Source organism: Phyllobacterium endophyticum, assembly GCF_003010935.1.
Taxonomy (GTDB): Bacteria; Pseudomonadota; Alphaproteobacteria; order Rhizobiales; family Rhizobiaceae; genus Phyllobacterium; species Phyllobacterium endophyticum.
The window spans coordinates 48,447-70,021 of record NZ_PGGN01000005.1 but is presented as its reverse complement, the minus strand read 5'-3'; the positions used below and the strand labels follow the sequence as shown (position 1 = coordinate 70,021).

Genomic DNA, 21,575 nt, shown 5'->3' with positions numbered 1-21,575 from the left:
AGTACCGACATGCGTATCACACAGGGAGCATTCTCGTTCCTGCCCGACCTGACCGACGAGCAGATTTCCAGGCAGGTGCAGTATTGCATCGACAATGGCTGGGCGGTGAGCCTCGAATTCACCGACGACCCGCACCCGCGCAACACCTACTGGGACATGTGGGGACATCCGATGTTCGACAATCCGGATGCGGCCGCACTCATGATGGAGCTCAAGGAATGCCGCAAGGTCTACGGCGATTGCTACATCCGCTTCGTCGCCTTCGACAACACTCATGGGTGGGAGTCCGTCAAGCTGTCGTTTCTCGTCAATCGCCCGGCTGAAGAGCCCGGCTTCCATCTTGCCCGTCAGGAGGGTGAGGGACGCGTCGTTCGTTACACCACAAGGTCCTACGCAACCGACAAGCCAGTGGGGCAGCGCTATGGCTGATGCCAGCATTACCCAACTCGAGGAACCTCCAGTGGAGATTCCGGCTGCCATCGACTTGCGCGCCGAATATATCGAATCCGGCGTCAAGGAGGTGCTCGACGAGCTCGACCGCGACTTGATCGGCCTGAAGCCGGTCAAGCAGCGCATCAAGGAGACAGCCGCCTTGCTGCTGGTCGAGCGGGCTCGGCGACGCATGGGTCTCGCGCATGACACGCCGACGCTGCACATGAGCTTCAGCGGCAATCCGGGCACGGGCAAGACGACGGTGGCGCTACGTATGGCGGACCTTCTGCATCGCCTCGGTTACATCCGCAAAGGTCATCTTGTCTCCGTCACCCGGGATGATCTCGTCGGCCAATATATCGGGCATACGGCACCGAAGACCAAGGAGATCCTGAAGAAGGCCATGGGCGGCGTATTGTTCATCGATGAGGCTTATTATCTGCACCGGCAGGAGAACGAGCGCGACTATGGGCAGGAAGCGATCGAAATCCTGCTGCAGGTGATGGAGAACCAGCGCGATGATCTCGTGGTCATCCTCGCCGGTTATGCCGATCGCATGGACAAGTTCTTCGAGAGCAATCCGGGCTTCCGCTCGCGTATCGCCCATCATATCGACTTTCCGGATTACAGCTCCGACGAATTGCTGAGCATCGCCGATACGATGCTGTCGAAACAGAACTATAGTTTCGATGCGCAGGGCCGCGCCATCATGTCCGACTATATCGAAAGGCGGCGCCAGCAGCCGCATTTCGCCAATGCGCGGTCGATCCGCAATGCGCTCGACAGGGCGAGGCTGCGCCACGCCAACCGGCTGTTCGAAGCTTCGAACGGACCAACCGACGCAATGGCGCTTTCCACCATCACCGCGGACGATATCAGGGTCAGCCGGGTGTTTTCCGGATCACCAAGGGAGGAGAAAACGCCATGAACCGCAATGTACTCATAGCGCCATCGGTGCTTTCCGCGGATTTTTCCCGCCTCGGTCAGGAGGTTGAAGACGTCATGGCCGCCGGGGCAGACTGGGTGCATCTCGACGTGATGGACGGGCATTTCGTGCCCAACATCACTTTCGGGCCGCAGATCATAAAATCCATTCGCAATCGCACGGCCGCTATTTTCGATTGCCATTTGATGATCGCGCCGGCGGATGCCTATCTTGGCGCTTTTGCCGATGCCGGGTGCGACTATATCACCGTGCATGCGGAGGCCGGTCCGCATCTTGACCGTTCGTTGCAGGCCATTCGCAATCTTGGCAAGAAGGCCGGTGTTTCTCTCAATCCGTCAACGCCTGAGAGCGTCATCGAATATGTTCTCGACAGGCTCGATCTGGTCTTGCTCATGACTGTCAATCCGGGTTTTGGCGGGCAGGCGTTCATCCCGTCTGTTGTAGATAAGGTCCGCCGCGTGAAAGCGCTGATCGGCAATCGTCCAATTCACATAGAGATCGACGGCGGTGTGACACCGGAGACTGCTCCGCTCGTCGCGGCGGCAGGAGCAAACGTGCTTGTCGCAGGCTCCGCCGTCTTCAAGGGAAACGGCAAAGCGGCCTATGCTGACAATATCGCCGCAATCCGTCATGCGGCGAATAATGCAAGGCATCGGGCGGCAGCCTAGGCCTTTTACCCTCCCCTCGAGGGGAGGGTTGGGTTGGCCATGTGATCTAACGGGGAGAAAGGCAATGGCGGCGATACCACCCCTTTGTGATTTTGGCTGGAAGGCCGTGGACGCGGTACTGCCCGGAACGGATGGGAAGGATCACTCGCTTCTGGCGCAGGCCGGCGAAAAAGGCCTGGTTGTCGCGTTTATCTGCAATCACTGTCCTTACGTGAAGGCCGTCATCCAGCGCATTGTCCGGGATGCCCGGGACTTGAGGCAACTTGGCGTCGGCTTCGTTGCCGTCAACGCCAATGATGCAGCAGCCTATCCTTCCGACTCTTTTGAAAATATGCAGGTCTTCGCGCGGGAGAACGACTTTCCGTTCCCTTATCTGCACGACGTCGACCAGAGCGTTGCCCGGCTTTACGGGGCTGTTTGCACCCCGGATTTCTTCGGGTTCAACGGTGCCGGCGAGCTACAGTACCGAGGGCGCCTGGACGCATCCCGCAAGGAAACAGCGGCTCCCGGCACAAGGCGTGATCTCTACGAAGCGATGATTGAAGTTGCACGTACGGGTCAAGGGCCGCGCGAGCAGATCGCGTCGGTCGGGTGTTCAATCAAATGGCGGGAGCTTTCCTAGCCGAATGCCGCCGGCAGCATACCGGCGGCGATGGCTTTATTTGAACTGGCTGAGATAGGCTTCCAGATTGGCGATATCCTTGTCGTCCTTCAGCCCGGCGAAGGCCATTTTCGTGCCCTTCACTTTCGCCTTCGGATCGTGCAGATAATCACGCAGGTTTGCCGAGTCCCACACGAGCCCAGCAGCGCCTGCTGCCTTCATCGCTGGTGAATAACTGAAGCCGGGATGCGTCCCCGCAGTTCTGCCCATCAACTTGTTCAAGGATGGACCGACTTTGTTCTTGTCGCTGTCCGCCACATGACAGACCGCACATTTCTTGAACACTACCTCCCCTGCCGCTGCGTCACCCGCCTCCTGGGCGCGGGCTCCGGCAACAGCCAGTGTTGCAACTGACAGTCCAATCAAAACGGTAGAATAACGCATGGCATCTCCTCATTTTCGCCAAGGGTGCCCTGGACGAAGACTGGCGCCAATCTTCCATGCATTGACGCCACCAAATTAGAACACTTCCAGAAGGTACCTTCAGCCCCCGATAAGTCAATTGCCTCGGCTGGATATAACGCCGCAGCTTCACGATTGTGTTTTAGTCGCGCGGCGCGATTGACGCCAGCGGATGACAACCGTAATTTAGAGCTACATTTTCTCATCGGGCACCTTGAGAAAACCCTTTGAAGGCCTTGGGTCCTGTCGCTTGCATCGTGTTGCGGCGGTGCAGGCAAACGGGCCGGAGGATTGGAGGTGCGCCTGCATGGAAGTTGTCGATCTCGTCTTGACCATCTGCCTTCTGTCCGATCCGACGAGTTGCCGGGAGGAGCGACTGCATTTCGAAAGTCGCGGCGGCCTCCACAACTGCATGTTTCTCGCGCCTACGGAAATTGCAAAATGGTCCGGCGACCATCCCAAGGTGAAGGTTGTTCGCTGGCGCTGCGATTACCCGTCGAAGGACCTGGAGCTCTAGGTGGAAAGCTCGTTCCGGCAAGACATGGCGACAAGGTTCTATCGAAGGTTTCTCTGCCTCTCATTCGTGCTCCTGTTGGCGCTTGGCTTCAGCACCCATGCGAGCGCAGCCGCCGAGACCATTCGTGTCGGCGTCCTTAAATTCGGCACCGTAAACTGGGAGCTGGACACGATCAAACATCACAAGTTCGACGAGAAGCACGGTATCGATGTTGATGTCCGCTTCTTTGCCAGCGAGGACGCGACCAACGTCGCCATGATGGCCGGCGACGTGGATATCATCGTGACAGACTGGCTTTGGGTATCGCGGCAACGCCAGTCGGGCGAAGATCTCACCTTCGTGCCCTATTCGAGTTCGGTCGGGGCATTGATGGTCCCGGTTGATTCGCCGATCAAAAGCCTGGCTGACCTCAAGGGCAGGAAGATCGGCGTCGCCGGTGGGCCGCTCGACAAGAGCTGGCTGCTCATGCAGGGCTACGCCAAACACCAGTTCTCCCTCGATTTGCCTGCCAATAGCGAAATAATTTATGGTACGCCGCCGCTGCTTGCTGAGAAGGCGCAGCAGGGCGAGCTTGAGGCCGTTCTGAATTTCTGGAATTTTTGCGCAAGGCTCGAAGCAAACGGTTTTCGCCGGCTGGTCAGCACCAGCGATGCGGCCCGTGCGCTTGGCGCCACCGGGAACGTTTCTGCAATAGGGTATATTTTTCATGAGAAATGGGCCCATGCACATCCGGATGCCATCGCGGGTTTCATCAAGGCAAGCAGGGAGGCGAAAGCTCTGCTCGGCAGCTCCAATGAGGAATGGCAGCGGCTTGCGCCCGTGGTGAAGGCCGAGGGCCGCGCTCTGGAGATACTGCGCGATCGTTATCGTGAGGGGATTCCTGCGCGATCGGTCGAGGATGAAGAGGCCGATGCGATCAGGCTCTATGCCATTCTCGCCGAGCTTGGAGGCGAGCGCCTCGTCGGTCCCGGAAAAACTCTGGCACCGGGCACCTTCTGGAGGACGGATTAATTGGCTTTTGCATCCAGCCAACAGCAGTCGGGCAAGATCGTCTCCACCGCGCCTTCAGCGCGGCAATGGTCCTCGCCGCTGATGGTGTTCCTGTCATTTGCCGCGCTGCTTCTTGCGTGGCACGCCGGAGCGACGCTATGGCCCAGCCGTTCTTTTCCCGCACCTTTGCTGGTCCTGCAAACATTCATCAGCGAAACGGCAAGCGGCGATCTGCCATATAATCTTGCAATTACCCTGTGGCGCGTTGCTGCCGCCTTCTTTTTGGCGATGGTCGTAGGCTCGGTCATCGGTGTCCTGCTTGGCCTCTATCGGCGCGCCGACCAGTTCTTCAATCCGTGGGTCATTCTCTTCCTCAACATACCGGCCTTGGTCATCATCGTCCTCGCCTATATATGGTTCGGCCTCAATGAAGCTGCAGCCATCGGTGCAGTGGCCCTCAACAAGATCCCCAACGTGGTGGTCACCCTGCGCGAGGGAACCAGGGCGCTCGATCCGCGCTACGGAGAAATGGCGCAGGTTTATCGCTTCAGCGCGCTCGACCGCTTGCGGCATGTATTGATGCCGCAACTGCAGCCCTATATCGCCGCCGCAGCGCGTTCCGGCGTTTCACTGATCTGGAAAATCGTGCTCGTGGTCGAGTTGCTCGGCCGGTCCAACGGCGTCGGTTTTCAGATCAACCTGTTTTTTCAACTGTTCGATGTCGCGGCGATACTTGCCTATACGCTGGCCTTCGTCGCCGTCATGCTCTTCATCGAACTTGTCGTGGTGCAACCGCTTGAACACACATCAAATCGCTGGCGTCGGCGCTCGGCTTAAGGTCGATATCGAGGAAAAGGCGTTTCGCACGTCCAACGGCGCGACGATCGAAGTCCTGCGCGATCTTCGGTTTGAGGTGGGGCAGGGTGAATTCGCCTGCATTCTTGGTCCTTCGGGGTGCGGCAAGACGACCACGCTGCGAATTCTACTCGGGCTCGATCGCGAATATCAGGGGTCAGTCCAACTGCCCGGATTGTCGGAAGCCAGCATCGGCGCAGTATTCCAGGAGCCTATGCTGCTGCCATGGCGCACGGTTGAGCAGAATGTCCGCCTCGCCATGCCGAAACATTTGCGTGAAGCCAATCTCGACGGCCTGTTCAGCACGCTCGGCCTATCGAAAATGCGCAATTTTTATCCGGGAGAGCTTTCACTCGGGCTGGCCCGCCGTGCGGCTATTGCGCGGGCGCTGGCGATCGAACCGGACATACTCCTGCTTGATGAGCCGTTTGTCTCCCTTGACGAGCCCACAGCGCAACAATTGCGCCATATGCTTTTATCCGTCTGGTCCGAGCGCCCGACTACCGCGCTGATGGTCACGCATAATCTCCAGGAGGCGATCATGCTTGCCGATCGTATAATAGTGCTTTCGGATCGGCCTGCCCATGTGATCGGTACGTTCGATATCCGCCTGCCGCGCAATTATCGCAATGAACAGGTCAAGGCTGATTTGCTGCGCTCTTTCAATACGAGATTTGCCGGCCCGGGGGGCGTGCCATGAGCCAGCCAACCCGGCGCAGCGTTCTCAAGACCGGGGCATTCGCCGCCTGCTGCGGCCTGGTCCATAATCGCCTCGCGCGGGCGCAATCGGCCGTCGCCGGGCAATTGCCAGTCAGGGAGATCTCCGACGGAGTGTGGGTCTTTTCGGGCAGGCCCGAGATGATGAACGCCGCGAACGAGGGCGAAATATGCAATGTCGGCTTTATCGTTGGCGACGAAGCGGTTGCCGTCATCGATAGCGGCGGCAGTGTCGCGGAGGGCAGGGGATTGCTTCGTGCCATACGCGAAAGGACGGACAAGCCGATCCGCTATCTCGTCAACACGCACATGCACCCGGATCACATCTTTGGGAACGCCGCCTTCGATGGCACGGGCGTCGAAATCGTCGGCCATCGCAACCTGCCGCGCGCCCTTGCCGGCCGGGGCGACTATTATCTTCAAAGTTATCGCGATGCCATGGGCAGCCAATTGATGGCGGATATCAGGATCGTTCCGCCGACGAAGCTGATAAGCGGCGAGGAACAGATCGACCTCGGTAAGCGTGTACTGACCTTGAAAGCCTGGAAGCCGGCGCATACCGACAACGACCTCACCATTTTCGACGAGCGATCGGGCACGTTTTTTACTGGCGATCTGTGTTTCATCGATCACTTGCCGACAATGGACGGGTCGCTGCTGGGCTGGATCGCTCAACTGGAGGAACTGGGCGCCGTCAAGGCGAGTTCCGCGGTTCCCGGGCACGGCCCGGCGCCCTCGCCATGGCCGCAGGCGCTTGAGCCGGAGCAACGCTATTTCGATACACTCGCGAGCGACATTCGCAAGGCAATCGCCGATGGCGTGCCGATGGCTGAGGCCGTCAAGACAGCGGCGGCAAGCGAGCGGGACAGGTGGCGTCTGTTCGACGAGTACAATATGCGCAACGCCACGGCCGCTTTTGCCGAGCTTGAGTGGGAATGAACGGCGTTTGCAAGTTTGGCAGCCGGGGTGATATAGTAGGGATGGCCGGGCACCGCCGATTTTGGTGGAGGCAGAATATGACGATGAAAGCGAAACGGCCGCGCAGCCGGACGATTGCGCTTGTTTTCCTGGCGCTCATCGGAGCGGCGATGCCGTTATCCGCTGGCGCTCAATCTACCAGTCTGCCCGATAGCAAGACATGGGACGGGCTGAAGGGCGACGTGTTCGGCCAGAAGCCGATCGAGGATGCGGGCGGTCTGGTTACGATCGAAGCGCCGAAGCGCGCTGAAGATGCGGCAATCGTCCCGGTCGATCTGCACTTCAAGACAGATGCCGCCACCGGCCGCATCAAGGCAGTAACGCTCATCGTCGATGAAAACCCGGCACCGGTTGCCGCCGTGTTCAAATTCGGACCCGACGCCGGGGTGACGCACCTCGCGACGCGCCTGCGGGTCAATGCCTATTCCTACGTTCGCGCCATCGCGGAAACAGAGGATGGCAAGCTTCACATGACACAGGCCTTCGTCAAGGCATCGGGCGGCTGCTCGGCTCCCGCCATGAAAAATCAGGATGAAGCACTGGCTTCGCTTGGCAAGATGAAGCTGCGCGTCTTCACCTCGAAGACGCCCGGCAATGAGCCGATGACCCGCGCAACGGAGATGCAGCTGATGATCCGCCACCCGAACAATTCCGGGCTGCAGATGGATCAGGTCACGCGCTATTATATCCCCGCGCACTTTATCCAGGGCCTGACGGTCACGCAGGGCGACCGGCTGATCATGTCCATGGAGGGCGGCATTTCGATCTCGGAAGACCCGAACTTCCGCTTCGAATTCGACGCCCGGCCCGGCGAGGATGTCAAGGTCGAGGCTGCCGATACCGAGGGCAAGAAATTCCAGGACGAATGGCCGCTGGAATCATCTAGTCTGTGATCAAGAACGCGGCCATGAAGACCTTCCAGAGTTCATTTTGATGAGTCAGATAGGGTGGGTTTCGAGGAGCCGGAGCGCAGCGAACTTTCTCGCTCGAGAGCACCGGAAGTCGAGAAAGCTGCCCTAGATGGCCATCAAGATGAATTATCGAGGTCTTCAGAAACAGCGGACGTCGGCCTCGGCCTGGGCCCGTTTCAATTCGGTGATCGAAGCCTTGGCTGGAGCGCTATCGCGGAACAGCACTCCGTTCTCGCCGGGCAGCAAACCCATCTGCTTGTATGTCTCGGCGGCTTCGTATTGAGGGTAGGTTACGACCGAGGCGATCACGTCGATCGAGCAGGAGCAGCGGTCGAGCATGTCGCGGTTTTCCCCATTGGCTTTCATGCAGCTGTAAACGTATTCCGCCAAGGCTGAAGTGGGGTAGTCCGGGGCAGCTTTCGCGGGTAGAGAAAGGACAATTGCTGCGCCCGCTAACAGGCCGATCCGGGTCATTTTCGACGCCACCATGATATCCTCGCTTTGTTGGCCGGTAATATACTTTTTCCAGATAGATAGCAGATGTAAATAATAATCCACAATCAAGATCAGGTTATCAAGTCTCGGACGTGCAGATTGGCCAGCACAGCACGAATGAACAATTAAATCTGTAGCTTACTGCAATGCAGCACAAGTACACCGCAGTGCAGCAAATATAATTTGATAATGCCGCTTGCCTAATGCATTTCTTTCTCCTATCGTCATCTTGTTTCCGGCTTCAAGGACGTTGCCGTCAAGGGAGTGGTGACAGTCTTCGTAGGCCAAGCGAGGTGGGCAGTAACGGTGCCCTCTGCGCGCCTGGCTTTGTCGTGACACGCTGCCGGAAATACTTCCCCATTTGCGTGAGCTAATGGAGCGAACCCGATGTGAAAAACGGCTTCGTCCGATGGTTCATAGATGTGAACTTAGGGAGGACTCAAAATGCGTGTACACAGCAATTTAATTGCAATTGCATTGGCTACTACGGCCATGTCGTTCACGTTGGCGGGAGGAGCTCTGGCCAATGATGATCTGCAGGGTCTTATTTCTGATTCGAAGAACTGGGCTATCCAGACTGGCGATTACGCCAATACCAGATACTCAAAACTCAATAAAATCACCAAGGACAATGTCAAAAACCTTCAGGTCGCCTGGACGTTTTCGACTGGTGTGCTGCGCGGCCATGAAGGAGGCCCGCTGATCGTTGGCGATGTGATGTATGTACATACGCCATTTCCGAACACCGTCTATGCGCTTGACCTGAACAATGATGGCAAGATCCTGTGGAAGTATGAACCCAAGCAGGACGCAAACGTCATTCCCATCATGTGCTGCGATACCGTTAATCGCGGCGTCGCTTACGGTGATGGCAAGGTATTCCTTTATCAGGCCGACACGACACTCGTTGCACTCGACGGAAAGACCGGCAAGGTCGAATGGTCCGTCAAGAATGCAGAAGCCACGGATGGCAGCAAGGGCGAGTCTGGAACATCCGCACCGATGGTCGTCAAGGACAAGGTCATCGTCGGTATTTCCGGTGGTGAATTTGGTGTTCGCGGGTCGTTGACCGCTTACAACATCAAGGATGGCAAGCAGGCATGGCGCGCATGGTCGATGGGTTCCGACAAGGAAACATTGATCGATCCGGAAAAGACCACTCATCTTGGCAAGCCGGTGGGTGCCGATTCAGGTACGAACACCTGGGAAGGTGATCAGTGGAAAACCGGTGGTGGAACGACCTGGGGTTGGTATTCGTACGATCCCAAGCTGAACCTCATCTATTACGGAACCGGCAATCCATCCACCTGGAATCCCAGCCAGCGTCCTGGCGATAATAAATGGTCCATGACCATCATGGCTCGCGATGCCGATACAGGCATGGCGAAATGGCTTTACCAGATGACCCCACACGATGAGTGGGATTATGACGGTATCAATGAAATGATCCTCGCGGACGGCATCGAGATCGATGGCAAGGCCCGCGACGTGCTCGTACATTTCGATCGTAACGGCTTTGCCTATACGATGGACCGGGCGAATGGTGAACTTCTGGTCGCGAAGAAATACGATCCGGCAGTGAACTGGGCGACGGAAGTCGACATGAAAAAGGACAGCAAGACCTACGGCCGGCCACAGGTCGTGGACAAGTATTCTACCCAGAAGCAGGGCGAGGATGTGAATACGACGGGCATCTGCCCGGCGGCTCTTGGTACGAAAGATCAGCAGCCGGCTGCCTACTCGCCAAAGACCAAGCTTTTCTACGTTCCGACAAACCATGTCTGCATGGATTACGAGCCTTACAAGGTCAGTTACACGGCAGGTCAACCCTATGTTGGCGCTACACTGTCCATGTATCCAGCTCCCAACAGCCATGGCGGCATGGGTAACTTCATTGCATGGGATGCAGCGAAGGGCGAAATCGTCTGGTCCAAGCCCGAGCAGTTCTCGGTCTGGTCAGGTGCCTTGGCTACTGATGGCGATGTTGTTTTCTACGGAACGCTCGAAGGCTATCTGAAGGCGGTCGATAAGGACGGCAAGGAACTTTACAAGTTCAAGACACCATCCGGTATCATCGGCAACGTCACCACATACGAACATAATGGCAAACAATATGTTGCTGTTCTGTCGGGTGTTGGCGGCTGGGCCGGCATCGGTCTTGCCGCTGGCTTGACAAAGCCGAATGAGGGTCTCGGTGCGGTCGGCGGTTATGCCGCTCTTTCCGACTACACGGCCTTGGGCGGTCAGTTGACCGTTTTCACCGTTCCTGAGTAATCGGGAACGAAGCTGACACAGTGAGCGTGCGGAATGCAGGCTTTGAAAAACGGGTGCCCGGCTCGACCAGGCCGGGCCCCCTGTGTCGTCTGCCCATCTAATCAAACAACCGTACAAGCGGTGCCGAAGGGTGCTGGCATTGATTGACGAGTTGAATGCGAGGTTTCTGAATGCATATTCGAATGACATTATTTGCTGTTACTGCCGGGCTTGCGCTTGTCGCAGGTTATGGCAGCGCTTACGCCGACGACAAAGCCGCAGCTGCTGTTGCCTCCGACGAAAACGGCAAATATGCCGACAAGGACGGGAATCCGACATTCAAGATCGAGGAGGATGGTACGGTCGATTGGTACACCTATAGCGGCTTTCGCCGGTTCAATTCCGATTGCTTTGTCTGCCATGGCGCCGATGGCGCGGGTTCATCCTTCGCACCTGCTCTGGCCGAGTCGCTGAAGACCATGACCTATGCCGATTTCCTTTCGATCGTTGCGGAGGGTCGCAAGAACCTCAAGAACGGCAACGACAAGGTGATGCCGGCATTCGGCAACAACAAGAACGTCTACTGTTATATGGACGACCTCTATGTGTATCTGCGTGCCCGCGCCGTGGGCGATCTGCCACGCGGACGCCCGGCGAAACATGAAGACAAGCCGCCTGCAGCCAAAGAGGCGGAAGCCTCGTGCATGGGTGGTTGAATGATGCGATACGCGCAACCACTGATCAGATGGCTTGCCGGAGCGGCGATGGTGGCAGCACTTGCTGTCCCGTCCAAGGTTTTGGCGCAGGACGCCGGACTTGGAGCCGAAGGTGAACTGGTGGATCGCAATGTGCTTCGCGTCTGCTCAGATCCCTCGAACATGCCTTTCTCGGACGAGGGCGGCAACGGTTTCGAAAACAAGCTGGCGGATCTCGTGGCGGCAAAGACCGGTCGCAAGTCCGTCGCTTATACGTGGTATCCGCAGGCAACGGGCTTCGTCCGCAACACGCTGCGAGCCAACCGCTGTGATATCATCATGGGCTATGCCCAAGGCGACGAGCTCGTCCAGAACACCAATGCCTACTACCGCTCGACTTATGTGATGATCTTCAAGAAGGACAGCGGGCTGGACGGGGTCGACACGATCGAGGACAGCAAACTCGCCGGCAAGAAAATCGGCGTCGTAGCCGGAACGCCGCCTTCGGCAAATCTGGCCAAGGCGGGCTACATGCGCAATGTTCATCCCTATCCGTTGATGGTGGATACAAGACTGGCGCCCTCCATGGCGGAGGTCATGATCAAGGAACTCAAAAGCGGTATTATCGACGTCGCGATACTTTGGGGTCCGATGGCGGGTTATTATGCCAGGGAGCTCGATCCGAGCCTGACGGTGGTTCCGCTGACCAAGGAGAAGACCGGACATATGGCATACCGGATCACGATGGGTGTTCGCCCGTCCGATCAGGAGTGGAAGCGTACGTTGAACAAGGTGATCCGGGAGAACCAGGCGGAGATCAACAAGATCCTGCTCGGTTTCCAGGTGCCGCTGATAGACGAGAACAACAAGCCGATCACGCAATAGCGTGACGGAGGTGAGGTGAGGGTGCGGAACTGTTCGGGCGTGCTGGCCGTTTTGGTTGGTATATTGGTTGCAACCGCTTCTGCCGCAGAAACGGCTCCTGAGCCGCCGGACTACAGAACCGAGAATTATCGCGCTGCGGTTCCCGCAACGCTCGAAGGGGCAAGGGTGGTCACGACCGAGGAGACCATCGCGCTCTGGAAAGACAAATCGGCGGTTTTCGTCGATGTCCTTCCCCATGATCCGAAACCGGCAAACCTGCCGGCCGGGACCATCTGGAAGGAGAAGATCCGGGAAAATATACCCGGTAGCATTTGGCTCGCAAATGTGGGCTACGGGATGATCAACAAGGAGACGGAAGCCTATTTTCGAAAAGGGCTGAAATCTCGACTAGGCGACGACACGAACAGAAAGGTGCTGTTTTACTGTATGGCAAACTGCTGGATGTCCTGGAACGCAGCCAAAAGGGCGGTCGAATGGGGCTACAAGTCAGTACTTTGGTACCCGCACGGCACGGATGGCTGGGTGGCGGCGAAGCAGCCAACACAGACAAATATGCCCTTTTAATTTCAATCTTGCGCCACAATGGCGTATGATAGTGGAGAAAGATCAATCTTTGATCTTTGTGAAGAAGGAGGAAAGCATGAAGAAAACATGGACAAAGCCAACCATGTGTCAGGTTGCTGCCGGTATGGAACTTTCGCGTTACCTGCCTGCAGAGCTCAAGGCAAAAAAGTAAGATCTGACCCATCGCCCTGCGCGATCTGATCGCGCAGGGCGGCACCCAGAGCCATTTCTATTCAGAATAGTTCTGCCGGAACCCATGTTTCCGGAAGATGAGGGTTTGCCCGCATGCGATTGAAGATCATCGGCTCCGCGGCAGGAGGCGGGTTTCCCCAATGGAATTGCAATTATCGCTTGAGCCGCCGTGTCTGGGATGGCGACCCCAATCTGCGTGCCCGGACACAATCCAGCCTTGCAGCTACGGCGAACGGCGATGATTGGGTATTGTTCAACGCATCTCCCGACATACGCCAGCAAATTGCCTTCACGCCTGAACTTCAGCCGCAACCAGGCGGCCCGCTGCGCTCGACGCCCATCCGCGCCGTTGTGCTGACCAATGCCGATGTCGATCACATTGCCGGGCTGCTCAGCCTGCGCGAGCGCGAGCCGTTCGTCATCTATGCGACCGGACGCGTTCTGGAGGTACTCGCGTCCAACTCCATTTTCAATGTTCTCGACCCGGAAGTCGTGCAAAGGCGCGAGCTTCCGCTGGGCAAGAGTACGGATATCCTGGACGCCGGCGGAAAGCCGGTCGGCCTTACAATCGAAAGCTTTGCCGTACCCGGCAAGGTCGCGCTGTTTCTGGAGGACCGGTCGAAAGCCGATGAAGGTTTCGGCACCCGGGAAGGCGATACGATCGGGCTGCGCATCGCCTCCGAAAATGGTCCTGCTGCGTTCTATATTCCTGGTTGCGCACGCATCGATGCCACCCTCGAAGACAGGTTGTCAGGTGCCGAATGTCTCCTCTTCGATGGCACTGTCTACACCGATGATGAAATGATCACTGCAGGCGTCGGCGCCAAGACTGGCGCCCGCATGGGGCACCTGCATATGGCCGGGGAGGGCGGATCGCTCGCCGCCCTGGCGGATCTCGGCATCAGGAAGCGGATCTATGTCCACATCAACAATACCAATCCGGTTCTGGACGCCGCATCGCCCGAACACGCGGCTGTCATCGCCGCAGGCTGGAGAGTAGCATTCGACGGCATGGAGGTCAGGCTTTGAGCGATTTCGCTGATGCGGCTCGCAACGGATTGTCACCGGCCGGGCTGGAAAGGGTTCTGAGGGAGGTCGGCGCCGAGCGCTACCACAATCGCCACCCCTATCATCACCAGATGGTCAGCGGCGCATTGACCAGGGGGCAGATGCAGGCTTGGGCGCTCAATCGCTATTGCTATCAATCGGTCATTCCACGCAAGGACGCGATGATCCTTGCAAGGTCCGAGGATCCGGAATTTCGTGCCGAATGGCGCAAGCGGATCGAAGATCATGATGGCGACGACGGCTGGAGCGGCGGGATCGCGCGCTGGCTCAAGCTGGCGACAGGTCTTGGTCTTGCTGCGGATGATGTCAAAAGCGAAAGGCTTGCGCTCCCGGGCACGCGTTTTGCCGTTGGCGCCTATCTTTCCTTCTGCACGAACCGCACGCTCCTCGAAGCAGTAGCGTCGTCGCTGACCGAGCTTTTCTCTCCCGTTATCATCGGCGAGCGCGTGCCCGCCATGCTTGCGAAATATGACTACGTTACGCCTGACATACTTGCTTATTTCGACAAGCGCCCGACACAGGCTTCGCGCGATTCCGATTTTGCACTGGCCTATGTGATGAAACATGCCGACACGCCGGAAAAGCAGCAGGCGGTCATAAATGCCTTGGTCTTCAAGTGCGACGTTCTCTGGGCGATGCTGGATGCGTTAGCGCACGCTTACGGCGAAAAGGGCAATATTCCGCCTGGCGCTTTCGCTCCGGAGGTGGCATGACTCACACCACGCGCGTTCGAGCGGTTGTTTCCCTGCAATCGCGTCCCATATTAAAGTCTCATGCGCGGCTCCAGTATGATAATGTGCGCGAAGCCTGGGCATTGCTGTCGCCGGAGCGGGTATTCTGGCCCAATGAGGTCAGCCTTGACATCCTGAGGCTGTGCGATGGCAGGCACAGCGTTGCACAGATGATTGCATTGCTGGCGGACCAGTATGCAGCCGACGAAGCGGAAATCGCACCTGATGTAACTGGTTTCCTGCAGGAATGGTCCGACAAATTTCTGGTGACGTTATGAACGAACCTGTTCTACCCCCGATCGGCATGCTGGCGGAACTTACCCACCGCTGCCCGCTTCAGTGCGCCTATTGTTCCAACCCGGTCGAGCTCCTTAAGGCCAACCGCGAAATGGATACGGCGGGCTGGCTTTCGCTGTTCGAGCAGGCCGCTGACCTCGGAGTTCTGCAGGTGCATCTTTCCGGCGGCGAACCGACGCTTCGCTCGGATCTCGTCGATCTCGTTGCCTGCCTCGCCCGCCGCGGCGTCTATACCAATCTCATCACGGCTGGCGTCGGCATCGCCGAAGGACGTATCGAGGCCCTGGCCGCTGCCGGTCTCGATCATATCCAGCTGAGTTTTCAGGGCGCGTTCGCCGCCACCACCGAGAAGATCGGCAATTCCCTCGGCGCCCACCAAAAGAAGCTCGAAACGGCGCGGCGCGTGCGCGCGGCCGGGCTCCCGTTGACGATCAATGCGCCGATCCATCGCCACAACATGGAAGAGGTCCCGGATTTCATCGATCTCGCGCTTGGCCTCGGCGCCGAGCGGCTGGAGATCGCCAATGTGCAATATGCAGGTTGGGCGCTGCTCAACCGCGAAGCACTCATGCCGGAGCGCGAAGCGGTCGAGCGCCAGGTGCAGATCGTCGAGGAAGCGCAGGAGCGGCTGCGCGGCATCATGACGATCGATTTCGTCACGCCCGACTATTTTGCCATCTACCCCAAGCCCTGCATGGGCGGCTGGGCGCGCGACGCGTTCATGGTTGCACCTGATGGGACCGTGCTGCCATGCCACGCCGCCGCCACGATCAAATCGCTGCATTTCGAGCGTTTCGGCGATTGGAGCCTCAGCCGCATCTGGCATGAATCGGCCGCGTTCAACGCGTTCCGCGGTACCAGCTGGATGCAGGAACCGTGCCGGAGCTGCGAGCGCCAGGAGATCGATTGGGGCGGCTGCCGTTGCCAGGCCATGGCGATCGCAGGTGATGCCGCCGCCACGGATCCGGCTTGTGTTCTGTCTCCGCTGCATGCGCGCATGGGCGCTCTGATCAACGAGGCCATCCGCACAAAGGCGGCGGATACGACATCCGGTGCCTTCACCTACCGCCGCATCGGCAAAGTGGCCGAACCTACGGTTTGACGATCGATTGCTGGATGGTCTTTGAAAGGCCGTAGAGGCGCTGTTCGATAATGGTCGGCACTTCGCAGACATAGGTCAGCGACTGCACGCGTTCCTCGTAGATGCGGGTTTCCCAGGTCAGCCTTTCATTCAGCCTGTCGAGCTCTTCCGGATCGGCGTCGGGCTTGGCCCGCATCGCGTCCACCATAGAGGCCTGCTTGCGCAGATCCTCTGCCATGGCCCGCTGCTTGTCGGCATAGCGCGAAATACCTGATATCACCTGCTCGCGCTCGCGGTTCAAGGTGTCGAACACGCCCTGGAACAGCATGAACATCTTGTCGTTCACCTGATCCTTCGGCAGTCCTCCTGCAAACTCCACGATCTTCTTTTGGGCAGCGTCCAGCGGATTTCGCCTTGCCGCAACCTCGCTGGTCAGAGCGTCGACTGCCGGGTCCTTATCCCAGTTCTTCGCACTCTCCGGAATCTCGGGGCCATTCCACACTTGGCCGACGGAAAGCTCCGGCACTTTGCGCTGGATGCAGGGCCAGCTCGGATCCTTGTTCGCCGCGGCGTATGCAGCATGGGAAGAAAACAGCAGGAAAATGCCCGCCGATGCAGCGAAAATCATGCCTGGCCGGCTCAATTGGTGCCTCCCTCTTGCTTCTTGATGACGAGCCCTCGCGAGGGGTCGTAGGCGATGATGGCGCCCGAGATGAATATGATGGTGAACGCGCAAACGACGGCCAGCGAAGTCCACTCGATCTGCCCATAGAAAGCGAAACGGATCAGTTCGACCGCATAGGTGAACGGGTTGAGCAGGCAGATCTTGTAGAGGAGAGGACTTGCCTCCTGCACGCGCCACAGCGGGTAAAGCGCCGAGGATGCGAAGTACATCGGGAAAATGACGAAGTTCATGATGCCGGCGAAATTCTCGAGCTGCTTGATCAGCGAGGAAAGCAGCATGCCCAGGGCACCCAGCATCATGCCCGAAAGGAACAGCGCCGGCAGCGTCAGCAAATAGCCGAGCGGCGGCGCCTTCACGCCCCAGAACCAGGCGATGAACAGGAACGCATAGACCTGGATGATCGAGACCGCGACCCCGGCGAGGAGCTTCGAGACCAGCAGGAACCAGCGCGGGAAAGGGCTGACGAGCAGCGTGCGCATATTGCCCATTTCCCGGTCATAGACCATGGACAGCGAGGATTGCATGCCGCTGAACAAAAGGATCATGCCGCAAAGCCCGGGCGTTATATAGACCTCGTAGAGCACATAGGTCTGATAGGGCGGGATGATCGAGACGCCGAGAACCTGGCGGAAGCCCGCCGCGAAGATGAACAGCCACAATAATGGCCGCACCAGCGAAGAGATAAAGCGCTCGCGCTGGTTGAGATAGCGCAGGCCCTCCCGGATAAGTATACCTTTGAGGCAGACCAGATAGTGCATGATGCCGAAGCGGCTGCGTACGATCGGGCGCTGGCTGGCGATGTCGGTCATACCCGGCTCCCCGTTTGCAGCGCCACGATTCCGGTGAGCCGCGAAAAGGCCTCGTTGATCGTTTCGGCGCCGGCATTCTTCACCACATCGCTCACCGGCCCATTGGCAACGAGCTTGCCCTGGTTGAGGACAATCACCTGGTCCGCGTGGCTGACCTCGTCGATCAAATGCGTTGCCCAAAGGACGCTGATGCCCTTTTCCTCCACCAGCTTGCGAATATCGGCGAGGATTGTCGCGCGGGACTTGATGTCGAGCCCCACTGTCGCTTCATCGAGCAGCAGAAGCGAAGGCTCATGCAGCAGGGCACGGACAATCTCGACGCGGCGGATCTGACCGCCTGACAGGCTTCGGGCTTTCTCGTGCAGCCGGTCGCTCATGTCGATGGATTTCATCAGATCGTGGATGCGCTGGTTGGCCTCCCGGGCGCGGATACCATGCAGCGAGGCATGATAGGCAAGGTTCTGCTGCACGGACAGGTCGAGATCGAGGGTGCGTGCCTGAAAGACGATCCCGAGACGCCGCAATGCGTCCCCGGGCTTGCGATCGATATCATGGCCGAACACGTGTATCCGGCCATGCCTTGTCGCAAACAGATGACTGATCAATGAGAACAGTGTTGTTTTGCCCGCGCCGTTCAATCCAAGCAGGACCGCGAACCGGCCGGCTTGTATGGAAAACGTGATGTTGTCGAGCGCTTGCCTTTTGCCATAGGCGTAGCTCACCGAGGCGAGATCAAGCGCCGGAAGGCTTGCATCCGGCATCGACTTGTCGTGAATGTTCCTCAGTCCCGCATTCGTACCCATCAAGCTCCACCCTTGGTACTCGATCTGACACTATCCTCGCGCCATCTGACGGCTATTTGATGGTGATCGTACCCTTCATTCCCTTGTCTGCAAGGTCTGGCACCGACCATGTGTATTTACCGGGTCGAACTGCAGTGAATTGAACATTGATCGTTCCCGGCGCGTCGAATTCCAGCCATGCCGGGCTGCCGTCCATGTGCACTTCGAGATCGTTGATGACGATCTGGTTCATCCATACATTGCGGAAGAGATCGGTAACGAACTTGTACTCCAGGCCGGCGGCAGACGTGATCTTCCAGCGATAGCCTTGTCCGGATACGAGTTCGAAGTCCTTCTGGTTGACTGTGAATTCATCGTCCTTGGAGCCAAGAATGAGTTCCGGCACAGTCTTGCTTGCTCGCGTGACTGCCGGCGGCTTTGCCTGCATCGCTGCTTTCGGTTCAGGCGCAGCCTTGGCGTCGTCATCATCGTCGTCGGCTTGCGCGAAGGCAAAGGATTGAGCCAGTCCGATGCTGAGAAACGTGGCCAGTGCGAGTGCTTTATAGTTCGTCATATTTCCTCCCTGTCATTGGATAGTTGGTCGCTGTTTTACTCTCCCCCGCAACGAGGGAGAGCAAGCCGGCTAGTTCGGTGATACCGCAACGCCCCAGGGCAATTGCCCCACCGTAACCGATTTGATCGGCTCGTCTGTTTCCGTGTCGATGAACGTGATGTCGTTCGACAATCCATTGGTGCTGATGATCTGCTTGCCGTCCGGAGTGAACGCCAGCTGCCAGACACGCTGGCCCACCAATATGTATTTTTCCACCTCGTAGGTTTCCGTGTTGACTACTGCGACGCGGTTCGCCGGTCCGAGCGCCACGTAGGCCTTCTTGCCGTCGGCGGTTATGCGCACGCCGACCGGCTGGATCTGTTCGGAACGCAGTCCCTGGATTTCGAAAGTGATCTTATGCGTCACCGCGCGCGATTTATTGTCGATGACGGATACTGTGCCGCCGATTTCCGCCGACACCCAGACCTCGGAACCGTCAGGCTTGAACTCGGCAAAGCGCGGCCGCGAATCGACCAGTACATTGTCGGTGATCTCGTGGGTCGACGCGTCGATGAAATGTGCCATGCTTGTGGTCTCGGAGGTGTTGACGATGGTCTTGCCATCGGGGCTCACGCCCATGCCTTCCGGTTCCACGCCGACCGGAATCTCTGCAAGAACGCTTTTGGCGTTGACATCGATCACGGTGACCAGATTGTCGTCCTCATTGGCGATATAAAGTGTCTCGCCATTGGGCGAGAGGACGAACAGTTCCGGATCCGGACCGGATGGAAGCGACCCCACGATCTCGTTCGTGCTGGTATCGATGATCTCGACCGTGTCGTCATCGCTGGCGCAGACGTAGAGAAGCTTGCCGTCGTGGGAAATCGTGATGCCGCGCGGCCGTTGTCCGACATCGATGGTCTTGACAACCTCCATTGTCTTGGAATCGACCACCGTTACCGTGTTGTCCTTTTCATTCGAGACATAAACCATATTGGCCCAGGCGGGCTGTGCAAGAAACGGCAGCGCTACAGTCACAGCGAGCAGGCATATATGATTTCGCATCTTGGTCCTCCCATTTAAGTTCATGTTCTAGTTGAGGGTGCATTTTGTTTCAGGCTTGTCCACGCCCAGCGTGTCGAGCTCTGAAAACTGGTGCAGAAAGCCTTCCTGCGGCGAAGTGGAAACGACGCCGTGCCCGTCGCCGATTATGATCGGCTGGCGCAGCTGCCAGTTCCACGTGCGGAAACTCAGCTTCTGCCCCTTGAAGGCGGCGATGGAGAAGTCATCGGCCTTGATGAAGTTTTCGACCTGTTTGGGATCGTTTCCCTTGGATCGCGTGACAGCCTCTCCCAATATGCGCACCGCAGTCCAGGCTTGCATATCCTTCGACAGCATTCGCCGTCCGGTTGCCTTGAAGAAACGATTTTGAATCTGCGACCCTCCCCATTGTTCACTGGCCGGATGCCAGCTCGAGGGCACAAGGCCCGCCGTTCCCGCAACAGGGCGAGGAGTCCACGTCCGGTAGGGAACGTAGCTGCCGAATACCTCGCTCTCGTCGGCGACGATGACGACGTCATGCTCCGGCAGGTTCTGTGTGAATACAGGCATCTGCTTTTGCACCTGGATTACACCCGTGTCGGTCCTGCGCGCTGTGCCCTTGTCTTCGTAGAGCCGCTCTTCCACGATGGTCGCACCGAAGCGCGTTGCCGCGCGGCGGATAGCGTCGGCATAGAGCTTGTCACGCTCATGCGAGCCATGGAGCAGCACCCATTTGCGCCACTGTTTCCAGACGAGGTACTGCGCCAGCCCGTCGGCAAGCATGCTGCGCGTCGGTGCCGTGTGGAAGACGTTGGAGCGGCATTGGTCCTCTCGCAAACTGTCGTCCGTGGCGCCCACGTTGAACAGCAAAACGCCGCTTTCCCTGGCGAGATCGGCTATCGACAGCAATTGCTTGGCCGAAATGTCAGCAAGAATGAAACGATCCCCGCGCGCGAGCATTTCCTTGAAGACGGGTACGACATCGGCATCGAACTTTGCCTCTGTCACGTCAAGAGCAAAACTCTGGCCGAGAAACTTGCCGGTCGTGTTGTTGTCATTGATCGCGACATTGGCGCCGGCCACGCCCTCGTCGCGCGGCGGTATGTCGAGTACGGAGAGAGCCAGCTGTGGCTCATAGGCGCGAAGATAGCCGATCCGCGTCTCGACTGCCGGTTTCGCGGGCTTATTCGTCGCAGCCTCTTGCGCGGGTCCGTCGGACACGTTGACGAAGAGCAAAAAAAAGCCGAATAAAACTGAGAGAGTGTATGGCACCGTACTCTTCATGATCATACCAATGAGACTAGCCGCCATTCACGTGATGGCGGTCGCTTAAGAACAGAGGTGCCCATAGTGGTTTTAAACAACCC

27 protein-coding genes are annotated in these 21,575 nt (G+C 58.0%); 19 read left to right on the top strand and 8 right to left on the bottom strand.

What is annotated here, in order from left to right:
- The first annotated feature begins 9 nt into the window (after positions 1-9).
- The 4 genes from CU100_RS22005 (at position 10) to CU100_RS21990 (ending at position 2,668) form a co-directional block, all read left to right on the top strand.
- Positions 10-429, top strand: coding sequence for a ribulose bisphosphate carboxylase small subunit (locus CU100_RS22005; protein ID WP_106718777.1), 420 nt, complete (start codon positions 10-12; stop codon positions 427-429).
- A complete protein-coding gene (gene cbbX / locus CU100_RS22000; protein ID WP_106718776.1) occupies positions 422-1,360 on the top strand; it encodes a CbbX protein in 939 nt (312 codons plus the stop codon). The genes CU100_RS22005 and cbbX overlap by 8 nt, the downstream gene beginning before the upstream one ends.
- Positions 1,357-2,046 (top strand): ribulose-phosphate 3-epimerase, encoded by a 690-nt coding sequence (rpe, locus tag CU100_RS21995; protein WP_106718775.1) that lies wholly within the window; start codon positions 1,357-1,359, stop codon positions 2,044-2,046. Before cbbX ends, rpe begins: the two co-directional genes overlap by 4 nt.
- 64 nt (positions 2,047-2,110) lie before the next feature.
- Positions 2,111-2,668, top strand: coding sequence for a thioredoxin family protein (locus CU100_RS21990; RefSeq protein ID WP_106718774.1), 558 nt, complete (start codon positions 2,111-2,113; stop codon positions 2,666-2,668).
- A 36-nt stretch (positions 2,669-2,704) separates the two neighbouring features.
- On the opposite strand, the gene CU100_RS21985 is transcribed toward CU100_RS21990, so the two are convergent.
- On the bottom strand, positions 2,705-3,091 hold the full coding sequence (locus CU100_RS21985) for a c-type cytochrome (RefSeq protein ID WP_106718773.1): 387 nt from the start codon (positions 3,089-3,091) through the stop codon (positions 2,705-2,707).
- Between the two features lie 325 nt (positions 3,092-3,416).
- Here CU100_RS21985 and CU100_RS21980 point away from each other — a divergent pair, with 325 nt between their 5' ends.
- From CU100_RS21980 to CU100_RS21955, 6 genes are all read left to right on the top strand, one after another.
- A complete protein-coding gene (locus tag CU100_RS21980; RefSeq protein WP_106718772.1) occupies positions 3,417-3,626 on the top strand; it encodes a hypothetical protein in 210 nt (69 codons plus the stop codon).
- On the top strand, positions 3,627-4,637 hold the full coding sequence (locus CU100_RS21975; RefSeq protein ID WP_245419194.1) for an ABC transporter substrate-binding protein: 1,011 nt from the start codon (positions 3,627-3,629) through the stop codon (positions 4,635-4,637).
- A gap of 81 nt (positions 4,638-4,718) precedes the next feature.
- Positions 4,719-5,453, top strand: a complete 735-nt coding sequence (locus CU100_RS21970; protein ID WP_106718972.1) for an ABC transporter permease — start codon at positions 4,719-4,721, stop codon at positions 5,451-5,453.
- Positions 5,413-6,171 carry an ABC transporter ATP-binding protein gene (locus CU100_RS21965; protein WP_245419193.1) on the top strand — a complete coding sequence of 253 codons (759 nt, stop codon included), beginning with the start codon at positions 5,413-5,415 and terminating at the stop codon, positions 6,169-6,171. The genes CU100_RS21970 and CU100_RS21965 overlap by 41 nt, the downstream gene beginning before the upstream one ends.
- Positions 6,168-7,127 carry a quinoprotein relay system zinc metallohydrolase 2 gene (locus CU100_RS21960; RefSeq protein WP_106718770.1) on the top strand — a complete coding sequence of 320 codons (960 nt, stop codon included), beginning with the start codon at positions 6,168-6,170 and terminating at the stop codon, positions 7,125-7,127. Before CU100_RS21965 ends, CU100_RS21960 begins: the two co-directional genes overlap by 4 nt.
- Before the next feature lie 77 nt (positions 7,128-7,204).
- Positions 7,205-8,059, top strand: a complete 855-nt coding sequence (locus tag CU100_RS21955) for a quinoprotein dehydrogenase-associated SoxYZ-like carrier (protein WP_342588324.1) — start codon at positions 7,205-7,207, stop codon at positions 8,057-8,059.
- Between the two features lie 156 nt (positions 8,060-8,215).
- On the opposite strand, the gene CU100_RS21950 is transcribed toward CU100_RS21955, so the two are convergent.
- Positions 8,216-8,551 carry a hypothetical protein gene (locus CU100_RS21950; protein WP_407070370.1) on the bottom strand — a complete coding sequence of 112 codons (336 nt, stop codon included), beginning with the start codon at positions 8,549-8,551 and terminating at the stop codon, positions 8,216-8,218.
- Positions 8,552-9,064: 513 nt separating this feature from the next.
- Between CU100_RS21950 and xoxF5 the strand changes: the two genes are divergently transcribed.
- From xoxF5 to pqqE, 9 genes are all read left to right on the top strand, one after another.
- Positions 9,065-10,846 carry a lanthanide-dependent methanol dehydrogenase XoxF5 gene (xoxF5, locus tag CU100_RS21945; RefSeq protein ID WP_170113943.1) on the top strand — a complete coding sequence of 594 codons (1,782 nt, stop codon included), beginning with the start codon at positions 9,065-9,067 and terminating at the stop codon, positions 10,844-10,846.
- A 182-nt stretch (positions 10,847-11,028) separates the two neighbouring features.
- A complete protein-coding gene (locus tag CU100_RS21940) occupies positions 11,029-11,541 on the top strand; it encodes a c-type cytochrome, methanol metabolism-related (RefSeq protein WP_245419191.1) in 513 nt (170 codons plus the stop codon).
- Positions 11,542-11,544: 3 nt separating this feature from the next.
- On the top strand, positions 11,545-12,405 hold the full coding sequence (locus CU100_RS21935; protein WP_106718970.1) for a substrate-binding domain-containing protein: 861 nt from the start codon (positions 11,545-11,547) through the stop codon (positions 12,403-12,405).
- A 39-nt stretch (positions 12,406-12,444) separates the two neighbouring features.
- Positions 12,445-12,969: a PQQ-dependent catabolism-associated CXXCW motif protein gene (locus CU100_RS21930; protein ID WP_245419188.1), complete on the top strand. Its 525-nt coding sequence runs from the start codon at positions 12,445-12,447 to the stop codon at positions 12,967-12,969.
- Positions 12,970-13,045: 76 nt separating this feature from the next.
- The gene (locus CU100_RS21925) at positions 13,046-13,141 is read left to right on the top strand and encodes a pyrroloquinoline quinone precursor peptide PqqA (protein WP_100002498.1); all 96 of its coding nucleotides are present in this window, start codon (positions 13,046-13,048) and stop codon (positions 13,139-13,141) included.
- Between the two features lie 113 nt (positions 13,142-13,254).
- Positions 13,255-14,190 (top strand): pyrroloquinoline quinone biosynthesis protein PqqB, encoded by a 936-nt coding sequence (gene pqqB / locus CU100_RS21920; RefSeq protein ID WP_106718765.1) that lies wholly within the window; start codon positions 13,255-13,257, stop codon positions 14,188-14,190.
- Positions 14,187-14,942 (top strand): pyrroloquinoline-quinone synthase PqqC, encoded by a 756-nt coding sequence (gene pqqC / locus CU100_RS21915; RefSeq protein ID WP_106718764.1) that lies wholly within the window; start codon positions 14,187-14,189, stop codon positions 14,940-14,942. The genes pqqB and pqqC overlap by 4 nt, the downstream gene beginning before the upstream one ends.
- Positions 14,939-15,238 carry a pyrroloquinoline quinone biosynthesis peptide chaperone PqqD gene (gene pqqD / locus CU100_RS21910; protein WP_106718763.1) on the top strand — a complete coding sequence of 100 codons (300 nt, stop codon included), beginning with the start codon at positions 14,939-14,941 and terminating at the stop codon, positions 15,236-15,238. The genes pqqC and pqqD overlap by 4 nt, the downstream gene beginning before the upstream one ends.
- Positions 15,235-16,359, top strand: a complete 1,125-nt coding sequence (pqqE, locus tag CU100_RS21905; RefSeq protein ID WP_106718762.1) for a pyrroloquinoline quinone biosynthesis protein PqqE — start codon at positions 15,235-15,237, stop codon at positions 16,357-16,359. The genes pqqD and pqqE overlap by 4 nt, the downstream gene beginning before the upstream one ends.
- On the opposite strand, the gene CU100_RS21900 is transcribed toward pqqE, so the two are convergent.
- From CU100_RS21900 to CU100_RS21875, 6 genes are all read right to left on the bottom strand, one after another.
- Complete coding sequence (locus CU100_RS21900; protein WP_245419187.1) at positions 16,349-16,981, bottom strand: hypothetical protein; 633 nt, start codon at positions 16,979-16,981, stop codon at positions 16,349-16,351. The genes pqqE and CU100_RS21900 overlap by 11 nt on opposite strands.
- Positions 16,978-17,832: an ABC transporter permease gene (locus CU100_RS21895; protein ID WP_106718760.1), complete on the bottom strand. Its 855-nt coding sequence runs from the start codon at positions 17,830-17,832 to the stop codon at positions 16,978-16,980. The genes CU100_RS21900 and CU100_RS21895 overlap by 4 nt, the downstream gene beginning before the upstream one ends.
- Entirely contained in the window at positions 17,829-18,635 is an 807-nt protein-coding gene (locus tag CU100_RS21890) for an ATP-binding cassette domain-containing protein (RefSeq protein ID WP_170113928.1), read from the bottom strand. Before CU100_RS21890 ends, CU100_RS21895 begins: the two co-directional genes overlap by 4 nt.
- Positions 18,636-18,687: 52 nt before the next feature.
- Positions 18,688-19,188, bottom strand: coding sequence for a cupredoxin domain-containing protein (locus CU100_RS21885; RefSeq protein ID WP_106718759.1), 501 nt, complete (start codon positions 19,186-19,188; stop codon positions 18,688-18,690).
- A gap of 69 nt (positions 19,189-19,257) precedes the next feature.
- A complete protein-coding gene (locus CU100_RS21880; protein ID WP_106718758.1) occupies positions 19,258-20,232 on the bottom strand; it encodes a YVTN family beta-propeller repeat protein in 975 nt (324 codons plus the stop codon).
- Positions 20,233-20,259: 27 nt separating this feature from the next.
- A complete protein-coding gene (locus CU100_RS21875) occupies positions 20,260-21,492 on the bottom strand; it encodes an ABC transporter substrate-binding protein (protein WP_106718968.1) in 1,233 nt (410 codons plus the stop codon).
- Positions 21,493-21,575 lie beyond the last annotated feature (83 nt).